This is a genomic window from Salinibacterium sp. NYA9b, from assembly GCF_976973725.1.
In genome coordinates, this window is sequence record NZ_OZ333476.1 from 1 (window position 1) to 23,049 (window position 23,049).

At 57.7% G+C, this 23,049-nt stretch carries 21 protein-coding genes and 2 tRNA genes; 16 read left to right on the forward strand and 7 right to left on the reverse strand.

Annotated features, from left to right (window positions below; all coding sequences use genetic code 11):
• From dnaA to ACWFSR_RS00055, 11 genes are all read left to right on the forward strand, one after another.
• Complete coding sequence (gene dnaA / locus ACWFSR_RS00005; RefSeq protein ID WP_197106881.1) at window positions 1-1,416, forward strand: chromosomal replication initiator protein DnaA; 1,416 nt, start codon at window positions 1-3, stop codon at window positions 1,414-1,416.
• Window positions 1,417-1,742: 326 nt separating this feature from the next.
• The gene (gene dnaN, locus ACWFSR_RS00010; protein ID WP_197106882.1) at window positions 1,743-2,888 is read left to right on the forward strand and encodes a DNA polymerase III subunit beta; all 1,146 of its coding nucleotides are present in this window, start codon (window positions 1,743-1,745) and stop codon (window positions 2,886-2,888) included.
• A gap of 15 nt (window positions 2,889-2,903) precedes the next feature.
• On the forward strand, window positions 2,904-3,788 hold the full coding sequence (gene gnd, locus ACWFSR_RS00015; protein WP_197110104.1) for a phosphogluconate dehydrogenase (NAD(+)-dependent, decarboxylating): 885 nt from the start codon (window positions 2,904-2,906) through the stop codon (window positions 3,786-3,788).
• 11 nt (window positions 3,789-3,799) lie between these two features.
• Window positions 3,800-4,963, forward strand: a complete 1,164-nt coding sequence (gene recF / locus ACWFSR_RS00020) for a DNA replication/repair protein RecF (RefSeq protein ID WP_197109163.1) — start codon at window positions 3,800-3,802, stop codon at window positions 4,961-4,963.
• Window positions 4,956-5,456 (forward strand): DUF721 domain-containing protein, encoded by a 501-nt coding sequence (locus tag ACWFSR_RS00025; protein ID WP_197109162.1) that lies wholly within the window; start codon window positions 4,956-4,958, stop codon window positions 5,454-5,456. The genes recF and ACWFSR_RS00025 overlap by 8 nt, the downstream gene beginning before the upstream one ends.
• 166 nt (window positions 5,457-5,622) lie before the next feature.
• Window positions 5,623-7,617: a DNA topoisomerase (ATP-hydrolyzing) subunit B gene (gene gyrB / locus ACWFSR_RS00030; protein ID WP_197106885.1), complete on the forward strand. Its 1,995-nt coding sequence runs from the start codon at window positions 5,623-5,625 to the stop codon at window positions 7,615-7,617.
• Between the two features lie 59 nt (window positions 7,618-7,676).
• Window positions 7,677-10,253, forward strand: a complete 2,577-nt coding sequence (gyrA, locus tag ACWFSR_RS00035) for a DNA gyrase subunit A (RefSeq protein ID WP_197106886.1) — start codon at window positions 7,677-7,679, stop codon at window positions 10,251-10,253.
• Window positions 10,246-10,653, forward strand: a complete 408-nt coding sequence (locus ACWFSR_RS00040; RefSeq protein ID WP_197106887.1) for a DUF3566 domain-containing protein — start codon at window positions 10,246-10,248, stop codon at window positions 10,651-10,653. Before gyrA ends, ACWFSR_RS00040 begins: the two co-directional genes overlap by 8 nt.
• Before the next feature lie 48 nt (window positions 10,654-10,701).
• Window positions 10,702-10,775: transfer RNA gene (locus tag ACWFSR_RS00045), tRNA-Ile, on the forward strand.
• A gap of 30 nt (window positions 10,776-10,805) precedes the next feature.
• Window positions 10,806-10,878, forward strand: a tRNA-Ala gene (locus ACWFSR_RS00050).
• Between the two features lie 262 nt (window positions 10,879-11,140).
• Window positions 11,141-11,254, forward strand: coding sequence for a hypothetical protein (locus tag ACWFSR_RS00055; RefSeq protein ID WP_447522747.1), 114 nt, complete (start codon window positions 11,141-11,143; stop codon window positions 11,252-11,254).
• Between the two features lie 120 nt (window positions 11,255-11,374).
• On the opposite strand, the gene ACWFSR_RS00060 is transcribed toward ACWFSR_RS00055, so the two are convergent.
• Window positions 11,375-11,926: a hypothetical protein gene (locus tag ACWFSR_RS00060; protein ID WP_197106888.1), complete on the reverse strand. Its 552-nt coding sequence runs from the start codon at window positions 11,924-11,926 to the stop codon at window positions 11,375-11,377.
• Between the two features lie 133 nt (window positions 11,927-12,059).
• Here ACWFSR_RS00060 and ACWFSR_RS00065 point away from each other — a divergent pair, with 133 nt between their 5' ends.
• Both ACWFSR_RS00065 and ACWFSR_RS00070 read left to right on the forward strand, forming a co-directional pair.
• Window positions 12,060-12,599 (forward strand): peptidylprolyl isomerase, encoded by a 540-nt coding sequence (locus ACWFSR_RS00065; protein ID WP_197106889.1) that lies wholly within the window; start codon window positions 12,060-12,062, stop codon window positions 12,597-12,599.
• A 296-nt stretch (window positions 12,600-12,895) separates the two neighbouring features.
• Window positions 12,896-13,438 carry a rhomboid family intramembrane serine protease gene (locus tag ACWFSR_RS00070; protein ID WP_307783753.1) on the forward strand — a complete coding sequence of 181 codons (543 nt, stop codon included), beginning with the start codon at window positions 12,896-12,898 and terminating at the stop codon, window positions 13,436-13,438.
• Between the two features lie 59 nt (window positions 13,439-13,497).
• Here ACWFSR_RS00070 and ACWFSR_RS00075 read toward each other — a convergent pair whose 3' ends face one another.
• Window positions 13,498-13,728: a cell division protein CrgA gene (locus tag ACWFSR_RS00075; RefSeq protein ID WP_447522748.1), complete on the reverse strand. Its 231-nt coding sequence runs from the start codon at window positions 13,726-13,728 to the stop codon at window positions 13,498-13,500.
• Between the two features lie 81 nt (window positions 13,729-13,809).
• Here ACWFSR_RS00075 and ACWFSR_RS00080 point away from each other — a divergent pair, with 81 nt between their 5' ends.
• The 3 genes from ACWFSR_RS00080 to ACWFSR_RS00090 are packed head-to-tail and all read left to right on the forward strand — an operon-like array spanning window position 13,810 to window position 15,373.
• Complete coding sequence (locus tag ACWFSR_RS00080) at window positions 13,810-14,583, forward strand: class E sortase (protein ID WP_197106892.1); 774 nt, start codon at window positions 13,810-13,812, stop codon at window positions 14,581-14,583.
• Entirely contained in the window at window positions 14,583-14,741 is a 159-nt protein-coding gene (locus ACWFSR_RS00085; RefSeq protein ID WP_447522749.1) for a hypothetical protein, read from the forward strand. The genes ACWFSR_RS00080 and ACWFSR_RS00085 overlap by 1 nt, the downstream gene beginning before the upstream one ends.
• On the forward strand, window positions 14,738-15,373 hold the full coding sequence (locus ACWFSR_RS00090; protein WP_197106894.1) for an anthranilate synthase component II: 636 nt from the start codon (window positions 14,738-14,740) through the stop codon (window positions 15,371-15,373). The genes ACWFSR_RS00085 and ACWFSR_RS00090 overlap by 4 nt, the downstream gene beginning before the upstream one ends.
• Window positions 15,374-15,447: 74 nt before the next feature.
• Here ACWFSR_RS00090 and pknB read toward each other — a convergent pair whose 3' ends face one another.
• The 5 genes from pknB to ACWFSR_RS00115 form a co-directional block, all read right to left on the reverse strand.
• Window positions 15,448-17,172 carry a Stk1 family PASTA domain-containing Ser/Thr kinase gene (pknB, locus tag ACWFSR_RS00095; RefSeq protein ID WP_197106895.1) on the reverse strand — a complete coding sequence of 575 codons (1,725 nt, stop codon included), beginning with the start codon at window positions 17,170-17,172 and terminating at the stop codon, window positions 15,448-15,450.
• A 69-nt stretch (window positions 17,173-17,241) separates the two neighbouring features.
• Window positions 17,242-18,924 (reverse strand): protein kinase domain-containing protein, encoded by a 1,683-nt coding sequence (locus ACWFSR_RS00100; protein ID WP_447522750.1) that lies wholly within the window; start codon window positions 18,922-18,924, stop codon window positions 17,242-17,244.
• Window positions 18,921-20,375: a peptidoglycan D,D-transpeptidase FtsI family protein gene (locus tag ACWFSR_RS00105; protein WP_197106897.1), complete on the reverse strand. Its 1,455-nt coding sequence runs from the start codon at window positions 20,373-20,375 to the stop codon at window positions 18,921-18,923. Before ACWFSR_RS00105 ends, ACWFSR_RS00100 begins: the two co-directional genes overlap by 4 nt.
• Window positions 20,372-21,817 (reverse strand): FtsW/RodA/SpoVE family cell cycle protein, encoded by a 1,446-nt coding sequence (locus ACWFSR_RS00110; RefSeq protein WP_447522751.1) that lies wholly within the window; start codon window positions 21,815-21,817, stop codon window positions 20,372-20,374. Before ACWFSR_RS00110 ends, ACWFSR_RS00105 begins: the two co-directional genes overlap by 4 nt.
• Entirely contained in the window at window positions 21,801-23,045 is a 1,245-nt protein-coding gene (locus tag ACWFSR_RS00115; RefSeq protein ID WP_447522752.1) for a Stp1/IreP family PP2C-type Ser/Thr phosphatase, read from the reverse strand. Before ACWFSR_RS00115 ends, ACWFSR_RS00110 begins: the two co-directional genes overlap by 17 nt.
• Window positions 23,046-23,049 lie beyond the last annotated feature (4 nt).

The window sequence follows — 23,049 nt, forward strand, 5'->3', positions numbered from 1 at the left end:
ATGTCGGAAACACCCGACCCGACTAAAGGACTGTGGCAAACAGTTCTGACACACCTCAACGGTGATGAGCGAATTACCCCTCAACTACAGGGGTTCGTGAACCTGGTTGAACCAAAAGGCGTCATGGCCGGCACCCTCTATCTCGAGGTTCCCAACGAGCTCACGCGCGGGATGCTCGAGCAGCGACTTCGCCAGCCATTCATCGACGCGATTGCCGCTCTCGACGACGAACACGGCATTTCGAACTTCGCCACCGTCGTAAACCCAGAAATCCAGCAAGATGCGCTTTCGCAAGAAATACCGCGCACCGAGCAGCCTTACATCGAACCGACACCACAAAAGCCGGTCGAAACATCAACACCTCGTCGCAGCGATTCGCGACTCAACCCCAAATACAGCTTTGACAATTTCGTTATTGGTGGATCCAACCGTTTCGCTCACGCCGCGGCAGTCGCCGTAGCTGAAGCGCCGGCCAAGGCCTACAACCCCCTCTTCATTTATGGAGAGTCGGGTCTAGGTAAAACTCACTTGTTGCACGCCATCGGGCACTATGCCGAAAGCCTGTACCCCGGCATCCGAGTGCGTTACGTGAGCTCAGAAGAATTCACGAACGACTTCATCAACTCGATCGCTAATAACCGGGCGTCAGTATTTCAGTCTCGCTACCGTGAGATCGACATTCTGCTTATCGACGACATCCAGTTCCTGCAGGGTAAGGACTCCACTCAGGAGGCCTTCTTCCACACTTTCAACACCTTGCACGATCACAACAAGCAAGTGGTCATCACCAGTGATCTGCCCCCGAAGCACCTCACCGGCTTTGAAGATCGGATGCGGTCACGCTTCGAGTGGGGCCTGATTACTGACGTCCAGGCGCCAGACCTTGAAACGCGAATCGCTATTCTTCGCAAAAAGGCTCAGAGCGAGAAGATGCAGGTGGGCAACGACATCCTCGAATTCATGGCGTCGAAGGTCTCGTCGAATATTCGTGAGCTCGAAGGAACGTTGATTCGGGTTACCGCGTTTGCGAGCCTCAACCGCACTGAAGTCGACATGGCTCTTGTACAGACCGTGTTGAAAGATCTCATCACTCTTGATGAAGACAACGTCATCGCGCCAGTCGACATCATCAATCACACCGCTGATTACTTCAAGCTTTCGGTTGACGACCTCTATGGCTCTTCTCGTTCGCAAGCCATCGCCACAGCACGTCAGATCGCGATGTACCTCTGTCGAGAAATGACGAACCTCTCTTTGCCCAAGATTGGTCAGCTGTTCGGAAACCGCGATCACACCACCGTGATGTACGCCAACAAGAAGATCACCGAGCTCATGAAAGAGCGTCGCTCGATCTATAACCAGGTCACCGAGCTCACTAGCCGCATCAAACAAAACCAGCGTTTCAGCCAAAAATAGGTTTTCCTACTTGGGGATAACTTGGGGATAACCTCCCCAACTCGCCGGAAAGATTGTTGACCACAAGAAAATTTCTGTGGAATCAAGAATTCCTGTGATTCGAGTTTCCACGAAGAGTGCGAGTGTTCTCCACTGCTCGTCAACAAGTCACACGAATGTAGTTTCCAGTAATTACATGAAATCCGTCGAGTTATTCACAGAATCCACAACGGTTAAGAGTGTGACCTTTAAAGAATGAAATTTGAATCCCAAATAACCTGTAGTTCGCAAGTGGATTGGCTGTGCCAGTATTAACGGCCAGAGCGTGATCCGGTTAGGGGTAGTTCATGAAGTTTCAAGTCAATCGTGACGTCTTCAGCGAGGCGGTTTCGTTCGCGGTAAAACTGTTGCCGCAGCGAACAACGCTGCCGATTCTGAGCGGTGTCTTGATCGAAGCTACCGACGAAGGGCTCACTCTTTCGTCGTTCGACTACGAAGTTTCCGCTCGAACACAGATCATCGCCGAGGTCGAAGAGCCCGGTCGCGTATTGGTTTCTGGCAAGCTTTTGGCAGATATTGCCAGCCGACTTCCCAATGCTCCCGTGCGTTTTAGCACCGAAGACAACAAAATTACTGTTGCGTGTGGCACCGGTCATTTCACCTTGTCGAGCATGCCGGTTGAAGAGTATCCCTCACTTCCTCAGATCTCCGACAAGGTGGGAACGCTCAAGGCTGATCTCTTTGCCGCCGCAATTTCTCAGGTCGCCGTAGCTGCATCGCGTGACGACGTCACCCCGGTCATTACAGGTGTGCAGCTCGAAGTTTCTGAAAATAACATCTCGCTTGTTGCCACTGACCGCTACCGAGTAGCAGTTCGTGACATCGAATGGGATGCCGGAGCATCCGGAGTCGAAGCAGCAACAGCCCTGGTGCCGGCCAAGACTTTGGTTGAAGTGGGAAAGACTTTCGGCAACAGCGGAGAGATTTCCGTCGCCATCACGAGTTCTGACGAACGCGAGCTCATCGCGTTCCAAGCAGACAGAAAAACTGTGACGTCGTTGCTTATCAAGGGCAACTTTCCACCGGTTCGCCGACTTTTTCCCGAGACTGTGGATAACTTCGCTGTCATGAACACGGGCGAGCTCATCGAGGCAGTTCGTCGAGTCTCTCTCGTGCTCGAGCGAGAAGCCGCGTTGCGCTTCACTTTCACGACTGAAGGTGTGACTTTGGAAGCGATCGGTTCGGAGCAAGCTCAGGCATCCGAGACCATCGATGCCTTCTTGACCGGCGATGACACGGTCGTTTCGCTCAAGCCTCAGTTCTTGATTGATGGCTTGAGTTCGGTGCATTCAGAATTTGTACGAATTTCGTTTACCAAAACCGAAAATCCGAACAAGCCTGGCCCGGTGCTCATTACAAGTCAGTCGTCGAAGGATCAGCCGGGCAGCGATAACTACAAGTACCTCCTGCAGCCCAACCTTTTGTTGAGGTAGGTCATGGCAGAAACCATGCATGTTGGAATTATTGGCCTAGGAAAAATGGGCGGCAACATGCGCGAGCGCATGCGAGCTCATGGCCTCACAGTGACGGGCTACGACCCCAATCCTGAGGTGAGTGATGTCACAGCGTTGTCGGATCTTGTAGATGCGCTGCCTTCGCCCCGAATTATTTGGGTCATGGTTCCTTCCGGCACGATCACAGATTCTGTAATTACCGATGTTGCGGCATTGCTCACACCGGGCGATCTCGTCATCGATGGTGGAAACACCCGGTTTACCGATGACCAACTTCACCGTGATCAGCTCGCAGAACTCAAACTTTCCTTCGTAGATGTTGGAGTGTCTGGCGGAATCTGGGGACTTGAAAACGGCTACGGGCTGATGGCCGGTGGGGACAAGACGGATATCGAACGAGCGATGCCGATCTTCGACGCGCTTCGCCCCGAAGGCCCGCGCGAAGAGGGTTTTGTTCATGCTGGCCCCGTTGGTGCAGGTCACTACGCCAAGATGGTCCACAATGGCATCGAATATGCCCTTATGCAGGCCTGGGCCGAAGGTTTTGAACTCCTCGACAGCCGCAAGGATCTCATCGAAGACGTTCCCGGCACCTTCAAAGCCTGGCAGCGAGGAACAGTCGTTCGCTCCTGGTTACTTGAACTTCTCGTCAAAGCTCTCGAAGAAGATCCCGAATTTGCTGACATTGCTGGCTACGTCGAGGATTCAGGGGAGGGCCGTTGGACCGTGCACGAAGCCCTCAACCAGGCCGTTGCTGTTCCGACTATTAGTGCCGCCATTTTTGCGCGCTTTGTTTCTCGCCAAGAAGACTCCCCTTCTATGAAGGCGGTCGCCGCTCTCCGCAATCAGTTCGGCGGGCATAGCGTCCGCAAGAGTTAAGCTTCGCCGCAATGCGTGTAACTCATGTGGAGCTCAAGGACTTTCGTAATTACAAGGGCCTGACTCTTGAACTCGGGGCAGGACCGACCCTCATTGTTGGTTCGAATGGTCAAGGCAAAACAAATTTGGTCGAGGCGCTCGGCTTCTTGAGCACCCTTGGTTCACACCGTGTTTCTACAGATCACGCCATGGTTCGGCAGTCGACGGATGCCGCGATTGTTCGAGTTCGTCTCGAACACAACGAACGAAAGTTTCTGGCTGAGGTACAGATCAATCGATCCGGGGCTAACCGTGCCCAGATCAATCGTTCGGTCATCCGCACCCGCGAACTTCCGCGCTACTTCTCGAGTGTTCTCTTCGCGCCCGAAGATCTGGCGCTCGTGCGCGGCGAACCTTCGGGTCGTCGACGCTTCATCGATGAACTTCTCGTGCTTCGCTCTCCGCGCTTTAGCGGCGTGATGAGCGATTACGAACGTGTCGTGAAACAACGCAACATGCTGCTGAAGTCGGCACGCGCATCCGGTGTTAGGGACACCCAATTAAGCACCCTTGATGTGTGGGATGAGCGGCTCGTTGCATTTGGTTCCGAAATCATAAGCGCCCGCAGCGCACTGGTCGCCGACTTAAGCCCGGAGGTTTCGAGTGCGTACGAACGCATTGTCGGTGCCGATCACGGTGCGTCATTAGCAAACTCGCTGAGCATCATTTCGCGGCAGGATGACCCTGAGAACGCCGTGGCCACCAGTGCAGTCGGTGAAATAATTTCGGTCGCTGACGCGACTGCATCGTTTACTGCCGCCTTGGCATCCGTAAGAAAAGCAGAACGAGACCGGGCGATAACTCTCGTAGGGCCACACCGCGATGACCTCATCTTCGGACTCAATGGGTTGCCGGCGCGGGGGTATGCCAGCCACGGTGAATCCTGGTCATTCGCCCTCGCACTGAAATTGGCATCCGCCGAGCTGTTGCGTCGTGAGTCTTCAGCCGGAGACCCCGTGCTGATTTTGGATGATGTCTTTGCTGAGCTCGATCAATCTCGTCGCGAACGATTGGCGACGTCGATCGCAGGATTCGAGCAGGTGCTCATTACGGCCGCAGTCTTCGGAGACGTTCCGACCGAGCTCGCCGCGAATGTGGTTCGCATCAGCGCCGGGGAGGTAATCAGCAATGAATGACCGCGATCCCACTGTGGATGAACACGTAGCGGTCTACCTCAGATTCCGCGATGTTTTTGGCGATGCCAGTAAACGTTCCTATATGGCGCGCAAGCGCAATCGTAAAGAACCCGGCACAAGCGTGCCTTTTGCTCCCGGTCGCGATCCGCATGGATTAGGCGATGTGATGGATAACCTCACCGTGAGTATGGGGTGGAGTTCTCCGCTGGCGCGCTCCGAATTGCTCTTAGCGTGGACAACAATCGTCGGTGCCGAGACTGCGGAACATTCTGAACCGATCGGAATTGAAGAGGGTGTTCTCACCATTCGGTGCGATTCGACAGCGTGGGCAACTCAGCTTCGACTCATGCGTGGACACATCACGACGACGATTGCTCAACAGCATCCAGAAGCCGGCGTGGAATCGGTGCGCTTTGAAGGGCCCAACGCCCCTTCGTGGAAAAGAGGCCCCAGATCAATTCCAGGTAGGGGCCCGCGAGATACTTACGGCTAGGAAGGCAAAATAGGTCACGCTACTAAAGAAACTCCCGCAGAAGGCAATTTGAGCGCCGCAGCCTCTCGGAATTTGGTAGAATCTCAGAAGCCGTCGGACGCGCCTCCTCAGGGAGTTATCCGCTCCGAATGGCCAGCGTGAACTAGCGGCAGGAGCCTAACTTCAGATGACATCGACGCCCGAGAACGACGTGCCCGAAAGCCATATCATTGCCAACGGTCATGTTGCCGCTGACAGTTACGGTGCCGATCAGATCCAGATCCTTGAGGGTCTTGAGGCCGTGCGCAAGCGCCCCGGTATGTACATCGGTTCCACCGGCCCCCGCGGTCTCCATCACCTTGTGTATGAGGTTGTGGATAACTCTGTGGATGAGGCTCTCGCGGGTTACTGCGACACGATCAACATTTGGCTTCGCAAAGACGGCTCGGTTCGGGTTCGCGACAACGGCCGTGGTATCCCGGTCGATCTGAACCAGCAAGAACAGAAGTCCACTGTAGAAGTCGTTATGACCATCCTTCACGCGGGTGGAAAATTCGGCGGTGGCGGTTACGCCGTGTCGGGTGGACTCCACGGTGTGGGCATTTCCGTCGTGAACGCACTCTCCGCAGAAATCGATACCGAGGTTCGTCGTCAGGGACACGTCTGGCGGATGAGCTTCGCTAACGGTGTGCCGACAGGTCCCCTTGCCCAGGGGGAAAGCACCGACGAAACAGGAACCCAGCAGACTTTCTGGCCGAGCAAAGAGACTTTCGAGACAGTCGAGTTCGACTTTGAGACGCTCCGCGCACGTTTCCAGCAGATGGCCTTCCTTAACAAGGGACTGCGCATCACCATCACTGACGAGCGCGGTGAAGAAGAAATCGCCGAGAGCTACATGTACGAGCGTGGACTCGTTGACTACGTGGAGTACTTGAACAAGACGAAGAAGAACGAACTCATCCACCCGGATGTCATCGCCTTTGAATCGGAAGACACTGAGAAGAAGATTTCGCTCGAAGTAGCGATGCAGTGGACGGCGGGATACTCCGAAAGTGTTCACACCTACGCCAACACCATCAACACTCACGAGGGTGGAACCCACGAAGAGGGTTTCCGCGCTGCGCTCACCACTCTGGTTAACCGTTATGCGCGCGACAAGAACATCATCAAAGAAAAGGATGACAACCTTTCGGGAGATGACGTTCGTGAAGGACTGACCGCGGTTATCTCGATCAAGCTCGGCGAACCTCAGTTCGAAGGTCAGACGAAGACAAAGCTCGGTAACACCGAAGCCAAGGCATTCGTTCAGCGCATCGCCGGCCAGCAGCTCGGTGACTGGTTCGATCGCAACCCCACTCAGGCACGCGACGTTATTCGCAAGGCCATTCAGGCATCCCAAGCTCGACTCGCTGCCCGCAAGGCGCGCGAGCAGACTCGTCGTAAGGGTTTGCTTGAGTCGAGTGGAATGCCCGGAAAGCTGCGCGACTGCTCGAGTAAAGACCCGTCGCTGTCTGAAATCTTCATGGTTGAGGGTGACTCGGCCGGCGGTTCCGCCGTTCAGGGTCGTAACCCCGAGTTCCAGGCGATTCTCCCGCTGCGAGGCAAGATTTTGAACGTCGAGAAGGCGCGCCTCGATCGCGCACTCGGCAACGCGGAAGTCCAAGCAATGATCACCGCGTTCGGCGCGGGTGTCGGCGAAGACTTCGACCCCGAGAAGGCTCGCTACCACAAGATCGTTTTGATGGCCGATGCTGATGTCGATGGTCAGCACATCACGACGTTGCTTCTCACGCTGCTCTTCCGTTACATGCGTCCGCTGATCGATTTGGGTTACGTGTACTTGGCGCAGCCGCCGCTCTACCGCCTCAAGTGGAGCAACGCGCAGCACCAATACGTGTACAGCGATGCTGAGCGTGATGCCCTGACCGAAATGGGACTCGCCGAAGGCAAGCGCATGCCGAAGGACAACGGGATCCAGCGCTACAAGGGTCTTGGTGAGATGGACTACAAAGAACTGTGGGAAACCACGATGGACCCCGCCACTCGCACGTTGCTTCAGGTCACCCTGGATGACGCTGCCGCAGCAGACGAAATCTTCTCAACCCTCATGGGCGAAGACGTTGAGTCTCGCCGAAACTTCATCCAGCGCAACGCCAAAGACGTCCGCTTCCTAGACATCTAGCTCGCTCAGAGCACACGGCGCCCGCACTCGCGACTGATACAGACTGGAATTGACACTTAATGGCTGACGAAGAAACTCCGAAGAAGACCTTCAAAGATGCACCCGTAGACGACCGGCACGACAAGATTAACCAGGTCGATCTCCAACTGGAGATGCAGCGCTCCTACCTCGACTACGCGATGAGCGTCATCGTGGGTCGTGCGCTTCCCGAGGTGCGCGATGGTTTGAAGCCTGTGCACCGTCGCGTTATTTACGCAATGTACGACGGTGGCTACCGCCCAGACAAGGGTTTCTCCAAGTGCACCCGTGTCATCGGTGATGTCATGGGGCAGTTCCACCCGCACGGTGACTCGTCGGTCTACGACGCGCTCGTTCGTTTGGTTCAGCCGTGGAGCCTTCGATATCCACTGGCGCTAGGCCAAGGAAACTTCGGATCTCCCGGTAACGATGGTGCTGCTGCCCACCGTTACACGGAAACCAAGATGGCCCCGCTCGCTATGGAAATGGTGCGGGACATTGAAGAAGACACCGTCGACTTCCAAGACAACTATGACGGTCGCACTCAAGAGCCCACGGTTCTCCCGAGCCGCTTCCCGAACCTGCTCGTCAACGGTTCAGTGGGTATCGCGGTCGGTATGGCCACGAATATCCCGCCGCACAACCTCCGCGAAGTTGGCGAGGGTGCTCTCTGGCACTTGGCCAACCCGGATGCTTCTCACGAAGAGCTCGTTGAGGCACTGATTCAGCGCATCAAGGGACCTGACTTCCCGACCGGCGCGCAGATTCTGGGTATCAAGGGAATTCAGGATGCGTACCGCACGGGTCGTGGCTCGATCACGATGCGTGCCGTAGTTAATGTCGAAGAACTTCAGGGTCGCACGTGCCTCGTCGTCACCGAACTCCCGTACCAGGTGAATCCCGACAACCTGGCACTGAAAATCGCCGACCTCGTCAAGGACGGCAAGCTTGCCGGCATCGCCGACATCCGCGATGAGACTTCGGGCCGCACGGGCCAGCGCCTCGTCATCGTGCTCAAGCGCGATGCTGTGGCAAAGGTTGTTCTCAACAACCTCTACAAGCACACGCAGCTGCAGGAAAACTTCGGCGCGAACATGCTCGCAATTGTCGATGGCATTCCGCGCACGCTCTCGATCGATGGCTTCATCACCGAGTGGGCTACGCACCAGATCGAAGTGATCGTTCGCCGCACCGAATTCCGCCTGCGTAAGGCTGAAGAACGTGCCCACATCTTGCGTGGTTACCTCAAGGCTCTGGATGCTCTCGATGAGGTTATTGCGCTCATCCGTCGTTCGCCCACCGTTGAAGATGCCCGCAACGGTCTGATCGACCTTCTTGACATCGATGAAATTCAGGCTCGCGCAATTCTCGACATGCAGCTGCGTCGACTCGCAGCCCTCGAGCGCCAGAAGATCATCGACGAGCACGATGCTATCGAGCTCGAGATTGTTGAATTCAAGGCGATCATTGCGAGCAAGGAACGCCAGAGCAACATCGTCAGTGAAGAACTGACGGAGTTGCTTGCCAAGTACGGCGACGACCGCCGCACCGAAATCATGATGGGTTTCGATGGCGACATGAGCATGGAAGACCTCATCCCCGAAGAGGAGATGGTGGTTACTGTGACGCGCGGCGGTTACGTCAAGCGCACCCGCAGCGACAACTACCGCAGCCAGCACCGCGGAGGCAAGGGAGTCAAGGGCGCGCAACTCCGTGCCGATGACATCGTTGACCACTTGTTCGTCACCACGACGCACCACTGGTTGCTGTTCTTCACGAACACCGGCCGCGTGTACCGCGCCAAGGCCTATGAGTTGCAAGAGGGTGGCCGGGATGCCAAGGGGCAGCACGTTGCCAACTTCTTGGCGCTGCAGCCCGGCGAAGAGATCGCTCAAATTCTCGACATCCGCGACTACGAGCAGTCCACCTACCTAGTACTGGCCACGCTCAACGGTCTCGTCAAGAAGACGGCCCTTGCGGAATACGACACCAACCGCAGCGGTGGCATCATCGCCGTGAATTTGCGGGAAGGTGACGAACTCGTGTCGGCCCTGCTGGTGGAGAACACCGACGACGTGTTGTTGGTGTCGCGCAAGGGAATGTCGATTCGCTTCACGGCATCCGATGAAGCGTTGCGCCCCATGGGTCGTTCAACGTCGGGTGTGATGGGTATGAGCTTCCGTGAGGATGACCAGCTGCTCAGCGCGAGTGTGGTGCCCGACAGTGGCTTCGTGTTCGTCGTCACTGAGGGTGGCTTCGCAAAGCGCACTGCTGCCGACCAATACCGTGTTCAGGGTCGTGGTGGTTTGGGCATCAAGGTTGCCAAACTTGACGGCACTCGTGGTGACTTGGCGGGCGCTTTGATGGTCGGGGATGAGGACGAAGTTCTTGTGGTCCTTGCCAGTGGCAAGGTGGTACGCTCATCTGTCGCTGAGGTTCCGGCCAAGGGCCGTGACACTATGGGCGTGGTCTTTGCTCGCTTTGCGGCGGATGACAAGATCATTGCAATCGCACGAAACAGCGAACGAAATCTAGAGAAAAAAGAACTTGAAGCTGGGAACGATAGTGTTCCAAGCGAAGATGCCCCTGCTGGGAAGGACGAGTCGGTAGATGAGTAGTGTCGCAGAGAAGCTGCAGCGCAAGTCGCAGCGCCAAACATCAGTGAAACAGGTTCGCCTAAAGCTGGTGTACATCGACTTCTGGTCGGCTGTTAAGTTCTCATTCCTAGTAGCAGTGTCCTTAGGAATCGTTCTCGTGGTGGCATCGCTCCTGGTGTGGATCGTGCTGAACTCCACCGGAATTTTCGGAAAACTCGATGAGATCTTCCGCGATATTCTGAGCGACGAAACCTTTAGTGTGGCCACAACGTTCTCGCTCGCACAGGTCGGCGGATTCTCGCTGGTCGTTGCGATCCTGAACGTTTTGATCGGTACTGCACTCGGTGCAATTTCGAGTATGCTTTATAACTTCAGCGTTCGACTTACTGGCGGAATCCTCGTGGGTTTCACTAACAACTAGTCGATTACGCCAAACGGTCAGAATGCGGTACTCTCGTATCTGCCCAACGGGGGTATAGCTCAGGCGGTTAGAGCGCTTCGCTGATAACGAAGAGGTCCGTGGTTCAAGTCCACGTACCCCCACTGGAATCTCCACAAGAGGTTCCTTAAATTGGGGCCTTAGCTCAATTGGTAGAGCGCCTGCTTTGCAAGCAGGAGGTCAGGGGTTCGATTCCCCTAGGCTCCACAGCAAGAAACAAAAACCCCGGCCAGTCTTCTGGCCGGGGTTTTTGCGTTCCCCGGGGGCACTCGCAGTGAGCGGCGATGTCGCCGACGAGATCGGATGCACCGCACCAACATCCGCGGCACGTTCGTGGTCTCTCAGCGGGCCGCTAGACGGGTGCAGGAGGGCGGAGCACCCGTGAACTTCTCCACCCCGGTGGAGTGCACGCCATTCCCCCCCCTATGGGCCGTACAGCGCGAGTAAAGCGGCTGTGGAAAGTCTCACGGTGACACTTGCCCGCGTATTGCGAGGCAAAGACGTCACAGTCAGTGCTGTGGCGCCTGGGCTCGCCCGAGGGGTCAACGGCCAGGTTATTGTCGCCAACGGAGCACTTGCCTGACTTAGTCAGCGCGAGCGATCACTCCACGCACAAAAATAGTTCTGGCCCGGTTCCTTGGGAACCGGGCCAGAACTATTAGAGGTTGGAGCTACACCGTGTGCGGTGTGAAGCAGCGGAAGGCTACGCCGTCTCTGCTTCGTCGTCGATCCACAGGTCATCATCCGCGCGAAGTGTCTGCCACGCGGCGTACGCGACGCCCACTGCAGCGACTACGCCGATACCGATGAGGATGTAGCGACCGAAGCCGGCCGACTTGGGCTGCGGTTGTGCCTTCATAAGCCCAGTCTTCTCGCCGGCAGTCGCAGCGAGACCCGAAACGCGAGCGAACGCATCCCGAACCTGCTGATTCTTAGCTACCTCGAGAGCGGCAAGGGCTGTGCCGAGCGCTGACGTGACTGCAGGCAATACATCACCCTTGACCTTGGAGCGCGTGCTCTCGGCCACTGAGCGGGCTCCAGCAACGGATGACGACACAACGGGCTTCACCCGGGAGTCGATCGTGTTGTGAATCTTGGGGCTGACTTCTTCGCGGGCGTAGTTGGCAGCCTGGTGGCTAGCCTCTCGGACAACCGCAGAAGCATGGTCAAGCAGCTCCTTTTGGTCGGCCCACAGGTCTTCAGCTTGACCTTTCAAGCGCTTGAGTTCTTTCCGGCGTTTGCGAGTTAGTGCCACGGGAAACCTCCAAAGATGGTCGATCGGTGAGTCCATACTGCCATGGCCTCTTCTGTGTGCGCACTGCTTTGGCTGTGAGCACGCTGAATAACCCGGATCATAGGCTCAGGTTGGCTATGTAAGAATTGACCTTATGTCTCAACACACCGCAGTTGCCACAATCAAGACAAACCTCGGAGAAATCCGTCTCAACCTCTTTGGCAACCACGCGCCGAAGACCGTTGCTAACTTCGTTGGTCTCGCCAAGGGCGACATCGAATGGACCCACCCCGCTACCGGTCAGAAGACCAACGCACCTCTCTACGATGGCGTGATCTTCCACCGCATCATCAAGCAGTTCATGCTTCAGGGTGGCGACCCCCTGGGTAAGGGCATCGGTGGCCCCGGCTACAACTTCGACGACGAAATCCACCCCGAGCTCGACTTCTCGGCTCCCTACATCCTCGCTATGGCGAACGCCGGAACGCGCGGCGGCAAGGGAACCAACGGTTCGCAGTTCTTCATCACCACCGTTGCTACTCCGTGGCTTCAGGGCAAGCACACCATCTTCGGTGCTGTTGCTGACGACGAGTCCCGCAAGGTAGTCGACGCAATCGAAGCTGTTGACACCGACGGCAGCGACAAGCCCCTCACCGACATCGTCATCGAGTCCGTCACGATCGACGAGGTCTAACCTTCGTGACCACATCTCCGGATGCCAGCGGCAATTATTGCTACCGGCATCCTGACCGGCAAAGTTTTACACTCTGCCAACGATGTGGGCGCACCGTATGCCCCAGCTGCCAAACGCAGGCAGCTGTGGGCGTACATTGCCCCGAGTGCATTAAAGAAGCCCGCGCTAATGGGCCGAAACGTAAACCTGTTCTGGTTCGCGCGGCTCGAGCCTCCCAAGGCAAGCCTGTAGTCACCTACACGCTGATTGGCCTGACTGTCGCAATCTTCTTGCTGCAGCTCATTCCAGGTCTCGGCGTGACTCAAGCGCTTGTGTATTACCCGCCCCTGACGGCGGTTGAGCCGTGGCGGATGATCACCTCTGCGTTCCTGCATTCGACGAGCAGCATATTCCATCTCGGCTTCAACATGTTCACGCTCTTTATCTTTGGGCGCACCTTGGAGATTCCGCTGGGGCGAGCGAGGTTTATCGCGCTCTACCTGATCAGCGCGCTGGGCGGCTCGGTCGCCGTGCTGCTGCTTGCCCCGACCTCGGTCGTGTTGGGCGCATCCGGATCGATCTTCGGAATCGTCGCCGCGTTCTTCGTCATTCAGCGCCGCATGGGCGTGAACAACCGAGTGCTGTTGATCGTGCTCGTGATCAACTTGGTCGCCGGCTTTATTCCCGGACTGAACATCTCGTGGCAGGCCCACGTGGGTGGACTCATCACGGGTGCCGTTCTCGCACTCATCTTCTTGCGTCAACGCAACAAGCGAAGCACGAATACCGAGATCGCTTTAGTGGCGCTCGTTGTCGTGGCTTTGATCAGCCTGACGCTGGTGCGGATCTTCGTTCTATAGCTGACTAAAAGTTATCCACAGGGTTATTAACACTGGGTATAACTACACGCGTGTAATTTCTAACGCCACCGCGTAGTCATCAGAAATCCGATGAAGAGGATGCCGAAACCAACAAGGATGTTCCAGCTTCCGAGCGAAGCAATGGGCAGCTGCTGGTTGCTGACATAGAACACAATGATCCAGGCGAGCCCAATCAGCATGAAGCCAAACATGACGGGCTTGAACCAGACCGCGTTGGGAGCGTCTTCAGCGGGACGCGACGATGATTTTTCTGCAGAGTTACGGGCCATGGGAGAGATTCTAGCGCGAACGCCCTGAGTGCCGAACGGCCGCGCGGAAACCACGCAGAGTCTGCGGATAGAATTGCGCTTATGGTTCTCGAAGACGGCCGCCGCGTGCGGCGCAGTGCGAAGGCCCGCCGCCCTATCTCCTTCATCGGAGTGCTTGGTGAAATCTTCATCACAGCAGGCGTCGTTGTGCTGCTGTTTCTTGTCTGGCAGACCTGGGTTAACAGCTATTTCGTCAGCAACGCCCAACGCGATGATGCGCTTGAGCTCAGCCAAGAGTGGAACAAGGGCGAAGCCCTCACGCTGGCCCCCGACGAGCGCGCCGACCCCGGTGTTCCGGTAGTCGACGAAGCTCCCGCGCAAGCAGTTGCTTTCGGCACGTTGATTGTTCCGCGTTTCGGCGAAGATTATGCGGTTCCGATCGCCGAGAGTGTCAGCCTTTACAGCGTGCTCAACTCTCAAGGTGTTGGCCACTACACCGGCACCCAAATGCCTGGCGAGGTTGGCAACTTCGCGGTTGCTGCTCACCGCACCGGATATGGTGACCCTTTCTTCGACATCGACAAGCTCCAGCTGGGCGACAGCATCTATGTCGAGACTGAAGCAGGTTGGTACCGTTACGTCTACCGCTCGCTCGAATACGTGCTGGCATCTGGCGTTGGCGTGCTTGAGCCCGTGCCTCAGTTTGGCGGCGCCGCGGCCAGCGATCGCATCATTACGCTCACGAGCTGCAACCCCATTCACACCGCAGATGAACGCATCATCGCGTACGGCGTCTACGACACGTGGTACCCGCGTTCCGAAGGAGCTCCTTCGGAGATCGCGGCGATCGCCCTCAATCTTGAAGGAGCTGGCTAATGTACGCTGCCCTCTGGCGGGTGCTTCCTGGCCCCGTAATTGTCCGCATCCTGATCGTGTTGATGCTGACTGCGGCCATTGTGGCTGCGCTGTTCATGTGGGTCTTCCCGTGGGCGTTGCCGCTCGTCACCCCGTTGGATGCGACGGTGCAACAGTGACCCGCATCCTTGTCGTTGATAACTACGACAGCTTCGTTTACACCCTCAACGGGTACTTGCTCGAACTCGGCGCTACAACCGAGGTCGTGCGCAATGACGCTTTTAGCGCGGATGACGCAGCCGCTGTTCTTGCTGACTACGACGCCGTGCTGCTCTCGCCTGGACCGGGCACGCCGGCCGACGCTGGAGTGAGCATCCCGATCGTGCACGCCGCTCTTGCCTCGGGTATTCCGTTGCTCGGAGTGTGTCTCGGGCATCAGGCGATCGCCGAGGCGCTTGGCGCAACGGTCACTCACGCGGCCGAACTCATGCACGGCAAAACGTCGCAGATCGAACACGACGACAGCCTGATCTTCCGTGACCTTCCTCAGCCATTCACGGCGACGCGGTATCACTCGCTCGCGATCGTTGACGGCACTGTGCCAGACGAGCTCGTGGTCACGGCGCGCACGCACGATGGAATCATCATGGGCGTGCAGCACGCGACACAGCCGGTGTACGGCGTTCAGTTCCATCCCGAGTCTGTGCTCACCGAGGGTGGCTACTTGATGCTCGGCAACTGGTTATCTCGGGTCGGGATGACCGAAGCGCCCGCGCTTGCGAAGACGCTTACGCCACTCGTTCACAATTAGAGGAGTCGGCGCGCGCTGCGGCGTACGGTCGAACCTTGCCGCCCTCAGTGAGGCGGCGGCTCGTTGTTGCCGTTTTAGCCGGCGCAGTATTGGAGCGTGATCTCGGACTTCTGAGCTTGGTCGCCGACGATCGATTGGTAGCTGACCGTATTGCCCGAGCATCCGAAGTCCGCATTTAGCTTCACGCTAAGTTGCAGGCCAGTGAGCGTGGTGTTGGCTTCGCCAATGTCTTTGCCGGTGACATCGGGAACCTGCACGAGTCCGTTGGAAACAACCAAGTTGACTGTCTCGCCTTCACGGATGATGGCGCCGTCTGCATTGCGCTCGGCATCGCCGCGCGGGTCAGAGCTAATTACGGTGCCCTTTTTGAGGTTCGGCGAATAGGTTTGGGAACTTGTTCCGTAGACCAACCCCGCAGACTCAAGGAGTTTAATCGCCGCGTCTTCTTGCATATTGCTGACATTGGGCACAGTCACCGGGGTGCGCCCCAGCGACACCACAACTTGGATCTCGAGACCGAGCGGAACAGTCTGGCCGGGGCCAGGATCCGTGCGGATAATGATGCCCTCTTCGACGGTTTCACTGGCCTGGTTGACGCGTTTGGGAACGAGGTCTAGCTCGGTGAGCTGAGCGGCGCCCTCGTCATAGGTGAGACTTGCGACATCGGGGATATCTACGGCGCTGGTTCCGCTGAGCTGCGCAGGGGTGAGGCTGAACGCCCAGACCACAACGGACACGATAATGACGGCCATGAGGGCGATGCCGCCCCAGATCCAGGCAACCGGAGGACGGTTCTGAGTGCGCGGGGTGCGGTCATTCTCATCAACCGCGAGCTGGCGGAACGTGGCGTCACTGCCGGCCGTTGCGTTCGGATTGACGCCGAAGAGCGTGGAATTGAAGTCTGTGGATGCGAGCTGTTTGCGTTCGGGTACGGAACCGGCAGCAGCAGCCTCAACATCGGTGCGGAACTCGGCAGCACTTTGGTAGCGGTCGAAGCGATCCTTGGAGAGCGACCGCAATACGACAGCATCAAGAGCGGGGGAGACCGCGGCCACCATCGTGCTCGGGGGAACAGGCTCGGAGTTGACGTGCTGGTAGGCCACGGCAACAGGGTTCTCTCCCGTGAACGGAGGCTGTCCGGTGAGAAGTTCGAAGAGAACAACGCCGGTGGAGTAGAGATCGGAACGCGCATCCACCCCTTCGCCGCGGGCTTGCTCCGGCGAGAAGTATTGGGCGGTGCCGACAATAGCGCTCGACTCGGCAATCGTGGCAGCAGAATCCGACACCGCACGGGCGATACCGAAGTCCATGACCTTCACTTGGCCACTCTTGGTGACCATGATGTTGCCGGGCTTGATATCGCGATGAACGACGCCAGCGCGGTGTGAGTATTCGAGAGCGGTGAGTACTTGCGACACAATGCGCGCCGACTCGTCGGGGGCAATCGGGCCTTCAGCGACGATGTCTTTCAGCAGCCGACCGTCGACGTATTCCATGATGATGAACGGGATGAGGGTCTCATGACCCGTTTCATCGATAACGGACTCTTCGCCGGCATCGAAAATTCGCACGATAGTGGGGTGCGCCATCTTCGCTGCGTCATGGGCCTCACGACGGAAACGGGTGCGGAAAGCGGGATCGTTAGCGAGCGAGGGCTTGAGTAGCTTGATTGCTACCCGGCGCCCCAGTCGCGTATCCATTCCCAAATGAACATCGGCCATACCGCCGTGGCCGAGAAGCTCGCCAATTTGGTATCGCCCAGCGAGCTGGCGTACGCCCTGTGCCACGCCTTCGCTCACTGGTTCACTCCTGTTTGTTGTCGCGGTTAGTACCGCCTCAGTCTATCCGTTGCGAGTAGTGATATTGCCTCACGGACTGGCAACGATAGTGACCGTTACAGGTTCGGATGACGGCGATTCAAGATCGGTGCACACGGCGGTGTACGAGATCTTTGTAGTGTCGCCCTCATTTGGCGGCAACGTGATTTCGAACTGGTTCACGCCGGCGGCATAGCTGGAAGCTCCTGCGCTTGGCCCACCGACAACGAGGAAGTTGAACGAGGTGAGGGGATGACCAGCGGGGCAACCTTGATAGGACGTCCACTTCACAGTGACAGACTCGTCTCCGTAGTACGGGCCGAGTGGAGTCAGGGTCGTTGCAGAAGGTTGCGTCGGATTCGGCGTCACCGCGATCTTGTCGTAGAAGTAGACCGTGATGGTTTCGCCCTTAGAGACGTTGCCGGTCGGGGCTGCCTGGTAGGAGAATCCGACCTTCTCAGACGAAGGCGCTTCGGTGCCGATTTGAGCATCGAGCACGAGTTCCTTGTCTTCCAAGATTTGCGCGACCGCGTCTTGCTTGCGGTCCAAGAGCTCATCCTCACTGAGCGCGACTAGCGTGGACGTGGGTTCTGGCTCGGGAGCTACGGTCTCTGATGCGCTCGGTGATGCGCTTGTCGCGACAGGTTCTTCGTCGCCCGGGCTGGCGAGCAGCGCGATGATCGCACCGATCAAGACAACCGCAAGCAGCGAAATCAACGCAACGATTGGCCAGGTCCACGGATTGCGACGCTTGGTTTCCTCGAGGACCTCACCGGTGGTGACGGCAGCACCGGCCGGGTTCGCGGTCGTGAGAACTCTAGTTGCCTGTGTGTTGTTGCCGTAGTTGAGGCCCACCGTGGCGGCATGAGAGTTATCGCCCAAGATGCCGGGAACAGCGGTGGCCGCAGCAGCGACATCCCCGCGGCGCAACGACTGCGCTGCACGGGACAGATGCGAAGCGGATGCCGGGCGGTCGCCAGGTGACTTAGCCAAGCACGCGTACACAAGGTTGCGCACCGGTTCGGACACCGTCATCGGCAGCTCGGGTGGAGTCTCGTTGATCTGTGCCATCGCGATCGCGACTTGCGATTCGCCCGTGAACGGGCGACGCCCGGCAAGAGCTTCGTAGGCGACGATTCCGAGGGAGTAAATGTCAGTCGTGGGGGAGGCGGGGTGACCACTGGCCTGTTCGGGCGAGAGGTACTGCACTGTTCCCATGACCTGACCGGTCGCGGTCAGCGGTACTTGGTCGGCAATGCGGGCGATGCCGAAGTCGGTGATCTTGACGCGGCCTTCTGGCGTGATGAGAAGGTTTCCGGGCTTGATGTCGCGGTGCACGAGACCTGCGGCGTGAGCAGCCTGAAGAGCGGCGGCAGTCTGAGACACGATGTCGAGAACGCGGTCGGGGTCGAGCACGCGTTCGCGCTCAATAATGGCGCTGAGAGCTTCGCCAGGAACGAGTTCCATGACGAGGTAGGCGCTGCCCTCTTCTTCTCCGTAATCGAAGACGTTGGCGATGCCCTCGTGGTTGACGAGGGCAGCGTGGCGCGCTTCGGCGCGAAAACGCTCTAAGAACCCGGGGTCGCCGAGGTACTCATCCTTAAGGATTTTGATCGCAACCGTTCGGCCGATCACGAGGTCTGTTGCTTGCCAGACCTCACCCATGCCGCCAATCGCTACGCGACTGGAAAGCTGGTATCTACCGCCGAATGTGAGTCCACTAGTTGGTCTCATCTGTTTAGCACCGCCTCTAGTACTTGACGCCCAATTGGTGCGGAGAGCCCACTCGATGTGCCGGACTGTCCTAGCCCGCCACCGTCTTGGACAACTACCGCGACAACAACTTCTGGATCATTTGCCGGAGCGAATCCGGTGAACCACAACGTGTATGGCTCGCCTTCTCCGTTTTCTGCTGTACCGGTCTTTCCTGCAACCTCAACCCCATCAATACTGGCAGTGTTCGCAGCACCGTTACTGACCCCATCCACCATCATTTGGGTGAGTGCGGCGGCGGTTTGCGGACTGAGTGCCTGACTGAACAGAGTTGGCTCGAAGGACTGGATGGTTGTGAGATCGGAGGACACGATGCTCTCAACAAGATTGGGCTGCATCAGAGTGCCGCTGTTGGCGATCGCCATCGACACCATGGCCATCTGCAGCGGGGAAGCACGAACGCTGGATTGACCGAAGGCCGAGAGCATCGTCTGGGGAGCGTCAAGAGCGCGCGGGTAAACGCTCTCGGTTGATGCCAGTGGCACGGAGACGCTCTCGTTGAAGCCGAAGAGGTTGGCTTGCTCGCGAATAGCGTTGGAACCGAGCTCTGCACCCAGCTGAGCGAAGGGGATGTTGCACGACAGGCGGATGGCCGTAGCAATTGACGCGGTGCTGCCCGAGCCACACGTCGCGCTGTCGGAGTTGCTGATGACGAAGGTGCTCTCCGGCAACTGCAATTCTGCAGGGTTCGGGAACGTGCTCTCTGCGGTGTAGTCGCCGCTCTCGAGAGCGGCAGCCGCGACAACGAGCTTGAACGTCGACCCGGGAGGGTCCAAAGGTCCGGCAAGCGTGCGGTTGAAGAACGGGTCGTCGGGGTCAGCGAGCAAACGGTCGTACGCATCGATGACCTCGCTCGTGTTGTGAACGGCCAACTCGTTGGGGTCATACGACGGCTTGGACACCATGGCCAAAATTTCGCCGGTATCGGGCTTGATTGCGACGACCGCGCCCTTGAGATCTCCGAGTGCATCCCACGCCGCTTGCTGAATTACAGGATCGATTGTCAGTTCGACCGCAGCACCCGTGGGGTTCTGTCCGGTGAGGATCGAGTTCACTTGATCAAAGAACTGATCGTTGGAAGAACCACTGAGGTAGTCGTTGAGCGAATTCTCCAGACCAGTGTTTCCCTGGTTCAGAGTGAGGTAGCCGGTGATGGGCGCGTACAACTCGCCCTTCGGGTAGACCCGCAAGAACTTGAATTCGTCATCGACAGGCTCGGAGTACGCGATCGGCTCGCCGTTGACGAGGATGGGGCCACGCTCGGCCGAATAGCTTGCGTAAAGCGTTCGAACATTGCGGCCATCCGCCTGCAGGCTGTCGGCTGTGACGACCTGAATAACAGAACTTGAGATGAATAGGCTCACGAACATGAGAAGCACGACGGTGCTCACTCGCTTAAGTTCACGGTTCACTGTCCCACCACCAATCGGTTTTCGATCGAAGGCTCAATAACGAGTTGCGGCTGATGACGCACGGTGTCAGAGAGACGCAGCAAAAGCGCTGCAATGATCCAGTTAGCAACCAGCGATGATCCACCGGCAGCTAAGAACGGCGTCGTGAGACCGGTCAACGGAATCACTCGCGTGACACCACCGATGACAACAAACACCTGCAGAGCGATCACGAAAGCGAGACCGACCCCTAAGAGGCGGCCGAAATCATCTTGACCGGCAAAGCCGATGCGGAATCCACGAGACACAAACAGAAGGTACAACGCCAGAATTGCGAAGATGCCGATAAGACCCAGTTCTTCGCCGAGCGACGCCACAATGTAGTCACTCTCAGCGAGGGGCGTGATCTCGGGACTGCCGCGCCCGAGGCCGGTTCCTATAAGGCCACCGTCAGCGAAACCGAAGAGGCCCTGGACTAACTGGTAACTTCCTCCGGTTGCCTCGTAGACCTCCTGGTTAAACGGATCGAGCCATGCATCGATGCGCCCAGAAATGTAGGTCAGGTAGCGGCTGGCAACAAAAGCGCCGCCCAAGAACATGGCCATTCCGAGCAGAATCCAACTCGAACGCCCCGTGGCGACATAGATCATCACAAGGAACAGCCCGAAGTAAAGCAGGGCGGTACCCATATCGCGCTGGAAGATCAACACGAGCATGGATGCCACGAAGACAACGATGATGGGGCCGAGATCGCGGGCACGCGGGAAGGTCATTCCCATAAATTTGCGGCCGACCATGGAGAGGGAATCTCGCGCCGACACCAAATAGCCGGCGAAGAACACAGCGAGGGCGATCTTGGCGAGCTCGCCCGGTTGGAACGAGAACGCACCAATTTGGACCCACAGGCGCGCGCCGAAACGTGTGTCACCGATCACGGGAGCGAGCGGCAGAAGCAACAGTGCGATACCGCTGAACATCGCAATGTAGCGATAGCGCTGCAGGACACGGTGATTCTTGATGATGATCAGCACCGCCATGGCGATGACGATGGCAATGCCGGTCCAGACAATCTGGCGAACGCCACCGCTGCCCCAGCCGGTGGATTCATCAGCCAAGTCGATGCGGTAAATCATGGCAATACCGAGGCCATTGAGCACCGTAATGATCGGCAAGATCAGAGGGTCGGCATCCCGCGCTGTTTTGCGCAGCGTGATGTGCATTGCGAACACGAGCACACCAAGCAGTCCCGAGAGTCCCAAGACGGTGTAGCCAAGGTGGCCAAGCGCGCCCAATTGCACGAGCGCGATCGAACCCAAGTTGATGCCGATCGCCACAATGATCAGCAGCAGTTCAAGATTGCGCAGGCGGGCAGGAACCCGCAGCTTGAGGCGGATGTTTTCGGTGATAGCTCGAGGGCCGGCTGCAGCCGAGGCCCGAGCATCAGCGCTAGGGGATGCGGGCATCAGACAACATTTCTACGATGCGTTGGGCATCCTGGAGGTCGCTCGCGTTGATGGTGTGCTCAACGCTCGTGCGCAAGTAGAGGGGCAAATCGACAACGCGAACGTCGGTGATTTGGTAGACGTGCGACAACGAAATTGGGCCGATGCTCTGCTGCACACCCTGATAAATCGCGACCTTGCCGTCATCCGTGCCCACAAAGTGCTGCTGCTGGGTGTACTGGTAGCCGACAACAAGACCAGCCAGGATTGCTGCGATCGTGAGAGTGATGAACGTAATCCACGAAATGCGGCGGCGGCGAACGCGGCGGCGATCCTCGCGGATGATGGCCTGGTAGTACTCGTCAGACTCTGGCTCGAAGTGACTGTCGTCGGTCTGCGTCGCTTTCAACGGGTGCAGCAAGAGGTTCGGCAAACGAACCGGCTTCTTCACGATCGTCGGCTCGAATGAGAGCGGGGAAGCTGCGGAACCAACCATGAGCGGCGGCTCGTGGGCTGACGACGCGTCGTCACCGACATCCACCAACACGACGGTGACATTGTCGGGGGCGCCCTGATCGAGAGCCGCCTGAACAAGACGCTCGGTCGCGACCTGCGAATCGGTTACGCGACGAAGGATTGCCGCGATCTTCTCTTCGGTGACGAAGCTGCTCAGCCCGTCGGAGCACAGCAACCAACGGTCACCGGCCTGCGTGTCAAAGACGTCCGTATCGATCTCGGGTGACGCATCAACGTCGCCCAACACCCGCATCAAGACAGATCGGCGCGGATGCACGGCCGCTTCTTCAAGCGTGATGCGACCGCTCTCAACCAGACGCTGCACGAAGGTGTGATCGTGCGTCATCTGCTTCATGGCGCCGTTGCGCAGCAAATAGATGCGCGAGTCGCCAATATGCGCCATGCCCATCTTGTCGCCGACACGAACCATTCCACTGACCGTGGTGCCCATACCGGTGAGCTCATTGTGCTCGATGACGGTGTCAGACAGGATGCGGTTGGCGGCGAGTAGCGTGTCGTGCAATACCTGAGCAGCTTCTTCCGCTGTCTCGAAAACGTGGTCGGCTTCTGCAACGTGCTTGATCGTTATCGCCGAGGCGACATCACCACCGGCGTGGCCACCCATGCCGTCCGCAACAATAAATAAATGACTGCCGGCGTACGCACTGTCCTGGTTATTAGCCCGAACCTTACCCACATGGGATGCGGCAGCACTGTTGCCCGAAGTGGCCATTCAA

Coding starts and splice junctions, on each gene's coding strand:
- gyrB (WP_197106885.1), top strand. CDS start 5,623: ATGACATCGACGCCCGAGAACGACGTGCCCGAAAGCCATATCATTGCC.
- dnaA (WP_197106881.1), top strand. CDS start 1: ATGTCGGAAACACCCGACCCGACTAAAGGACTGTGGCAAACAGTTCTG.
- ACWFSR_RS00075 (WP_447522748.1), bottom strand. CDS start 13,728: ATGGCCCGTAACTCTGCAGAAAAATCATCGTCGCGTCCCGCTGAAGAC.
- ACWFSR_RS00025 (WP_197109162.1), top strand. CDS start 4,956: ATGAATGACCGCGATCCCACTGTGGATGAACACGTAGCGGTCTACCTC.
- ACWFSR_RS00115 (WP_447522752.1), bottom strand. CDS start 23,045: ATGGCCACTTCGGGCAACAGTGCTGCCGCATCCCATGTGGGTAAGGTT.
- gyrA (WP_197106886.1), top strand. CDS start 7,677: ATGGCTGACGAAGAAACTCCGAAGAAGACCTTCAAAGATGCACCCGTA.
- ACWFSR_RS00080 (WP_197106892.1), top strand. CDS start 13,810: ATGGTTCTCGAAGACGGCCGCCGCGTGCGGCGCAGTGCGAAGGCCCGC.
- ACWFSR_RS00085 (WP_447522749.1), top strand. CDS start 14,583: ATGTACGCTGCCCTCTGGCGGGTGCTTCCTGGCCCCGTAATTGTCCGC.
- ACWFSR_RS00065 (WP_197106889.1), top strand. CDS start 12,060: ATGTCTCAACACACCGCAGTTGCCACAATCAAGACAAACCTCGGAGAA.
- recF (WP_197109163.1), top strand. CDS start 3,800: ATGCGTGTAACTCATGTGGAGCTCAAGGACTTTCGTAATTACAAGGGC.
- ACWFSR_RS00040 (WP_197106887.1), top strand. CDS start 10,246: ATGAGTAGTGTCGCAGAGAAGCTGCAGCGCAAGTCGCAGCGCCAAACA.
- ACWFSR_RS00110 (WP_447522751.1), bottom strand. CDS start 21,817: ATGCCCGCATCCCCTAGCGCTGATGCTCGGGCCTCGGCTGCAGCCGGC.
- gnd (WP_197110104.1), top strand. CDS start 2,904: ATGCATGTTGGAATTATTGGCCTAGGAAAAATGGGCGGCAACATGCGC.
- ACWFSR_RS00100 (WP_447522750.1), bottom strand. CDS start 18,924: ATGAGACCAACTAGTGGACTCACATTCGGCGGTAGATACCAGCTTTCC.
- dnaN (WP_197106882.1), top strand. CDS start 1,743: ATGAAGTTTCAAGTCAATCGTGACGTCTTCAGCGAGGCGGTTTCGTTC.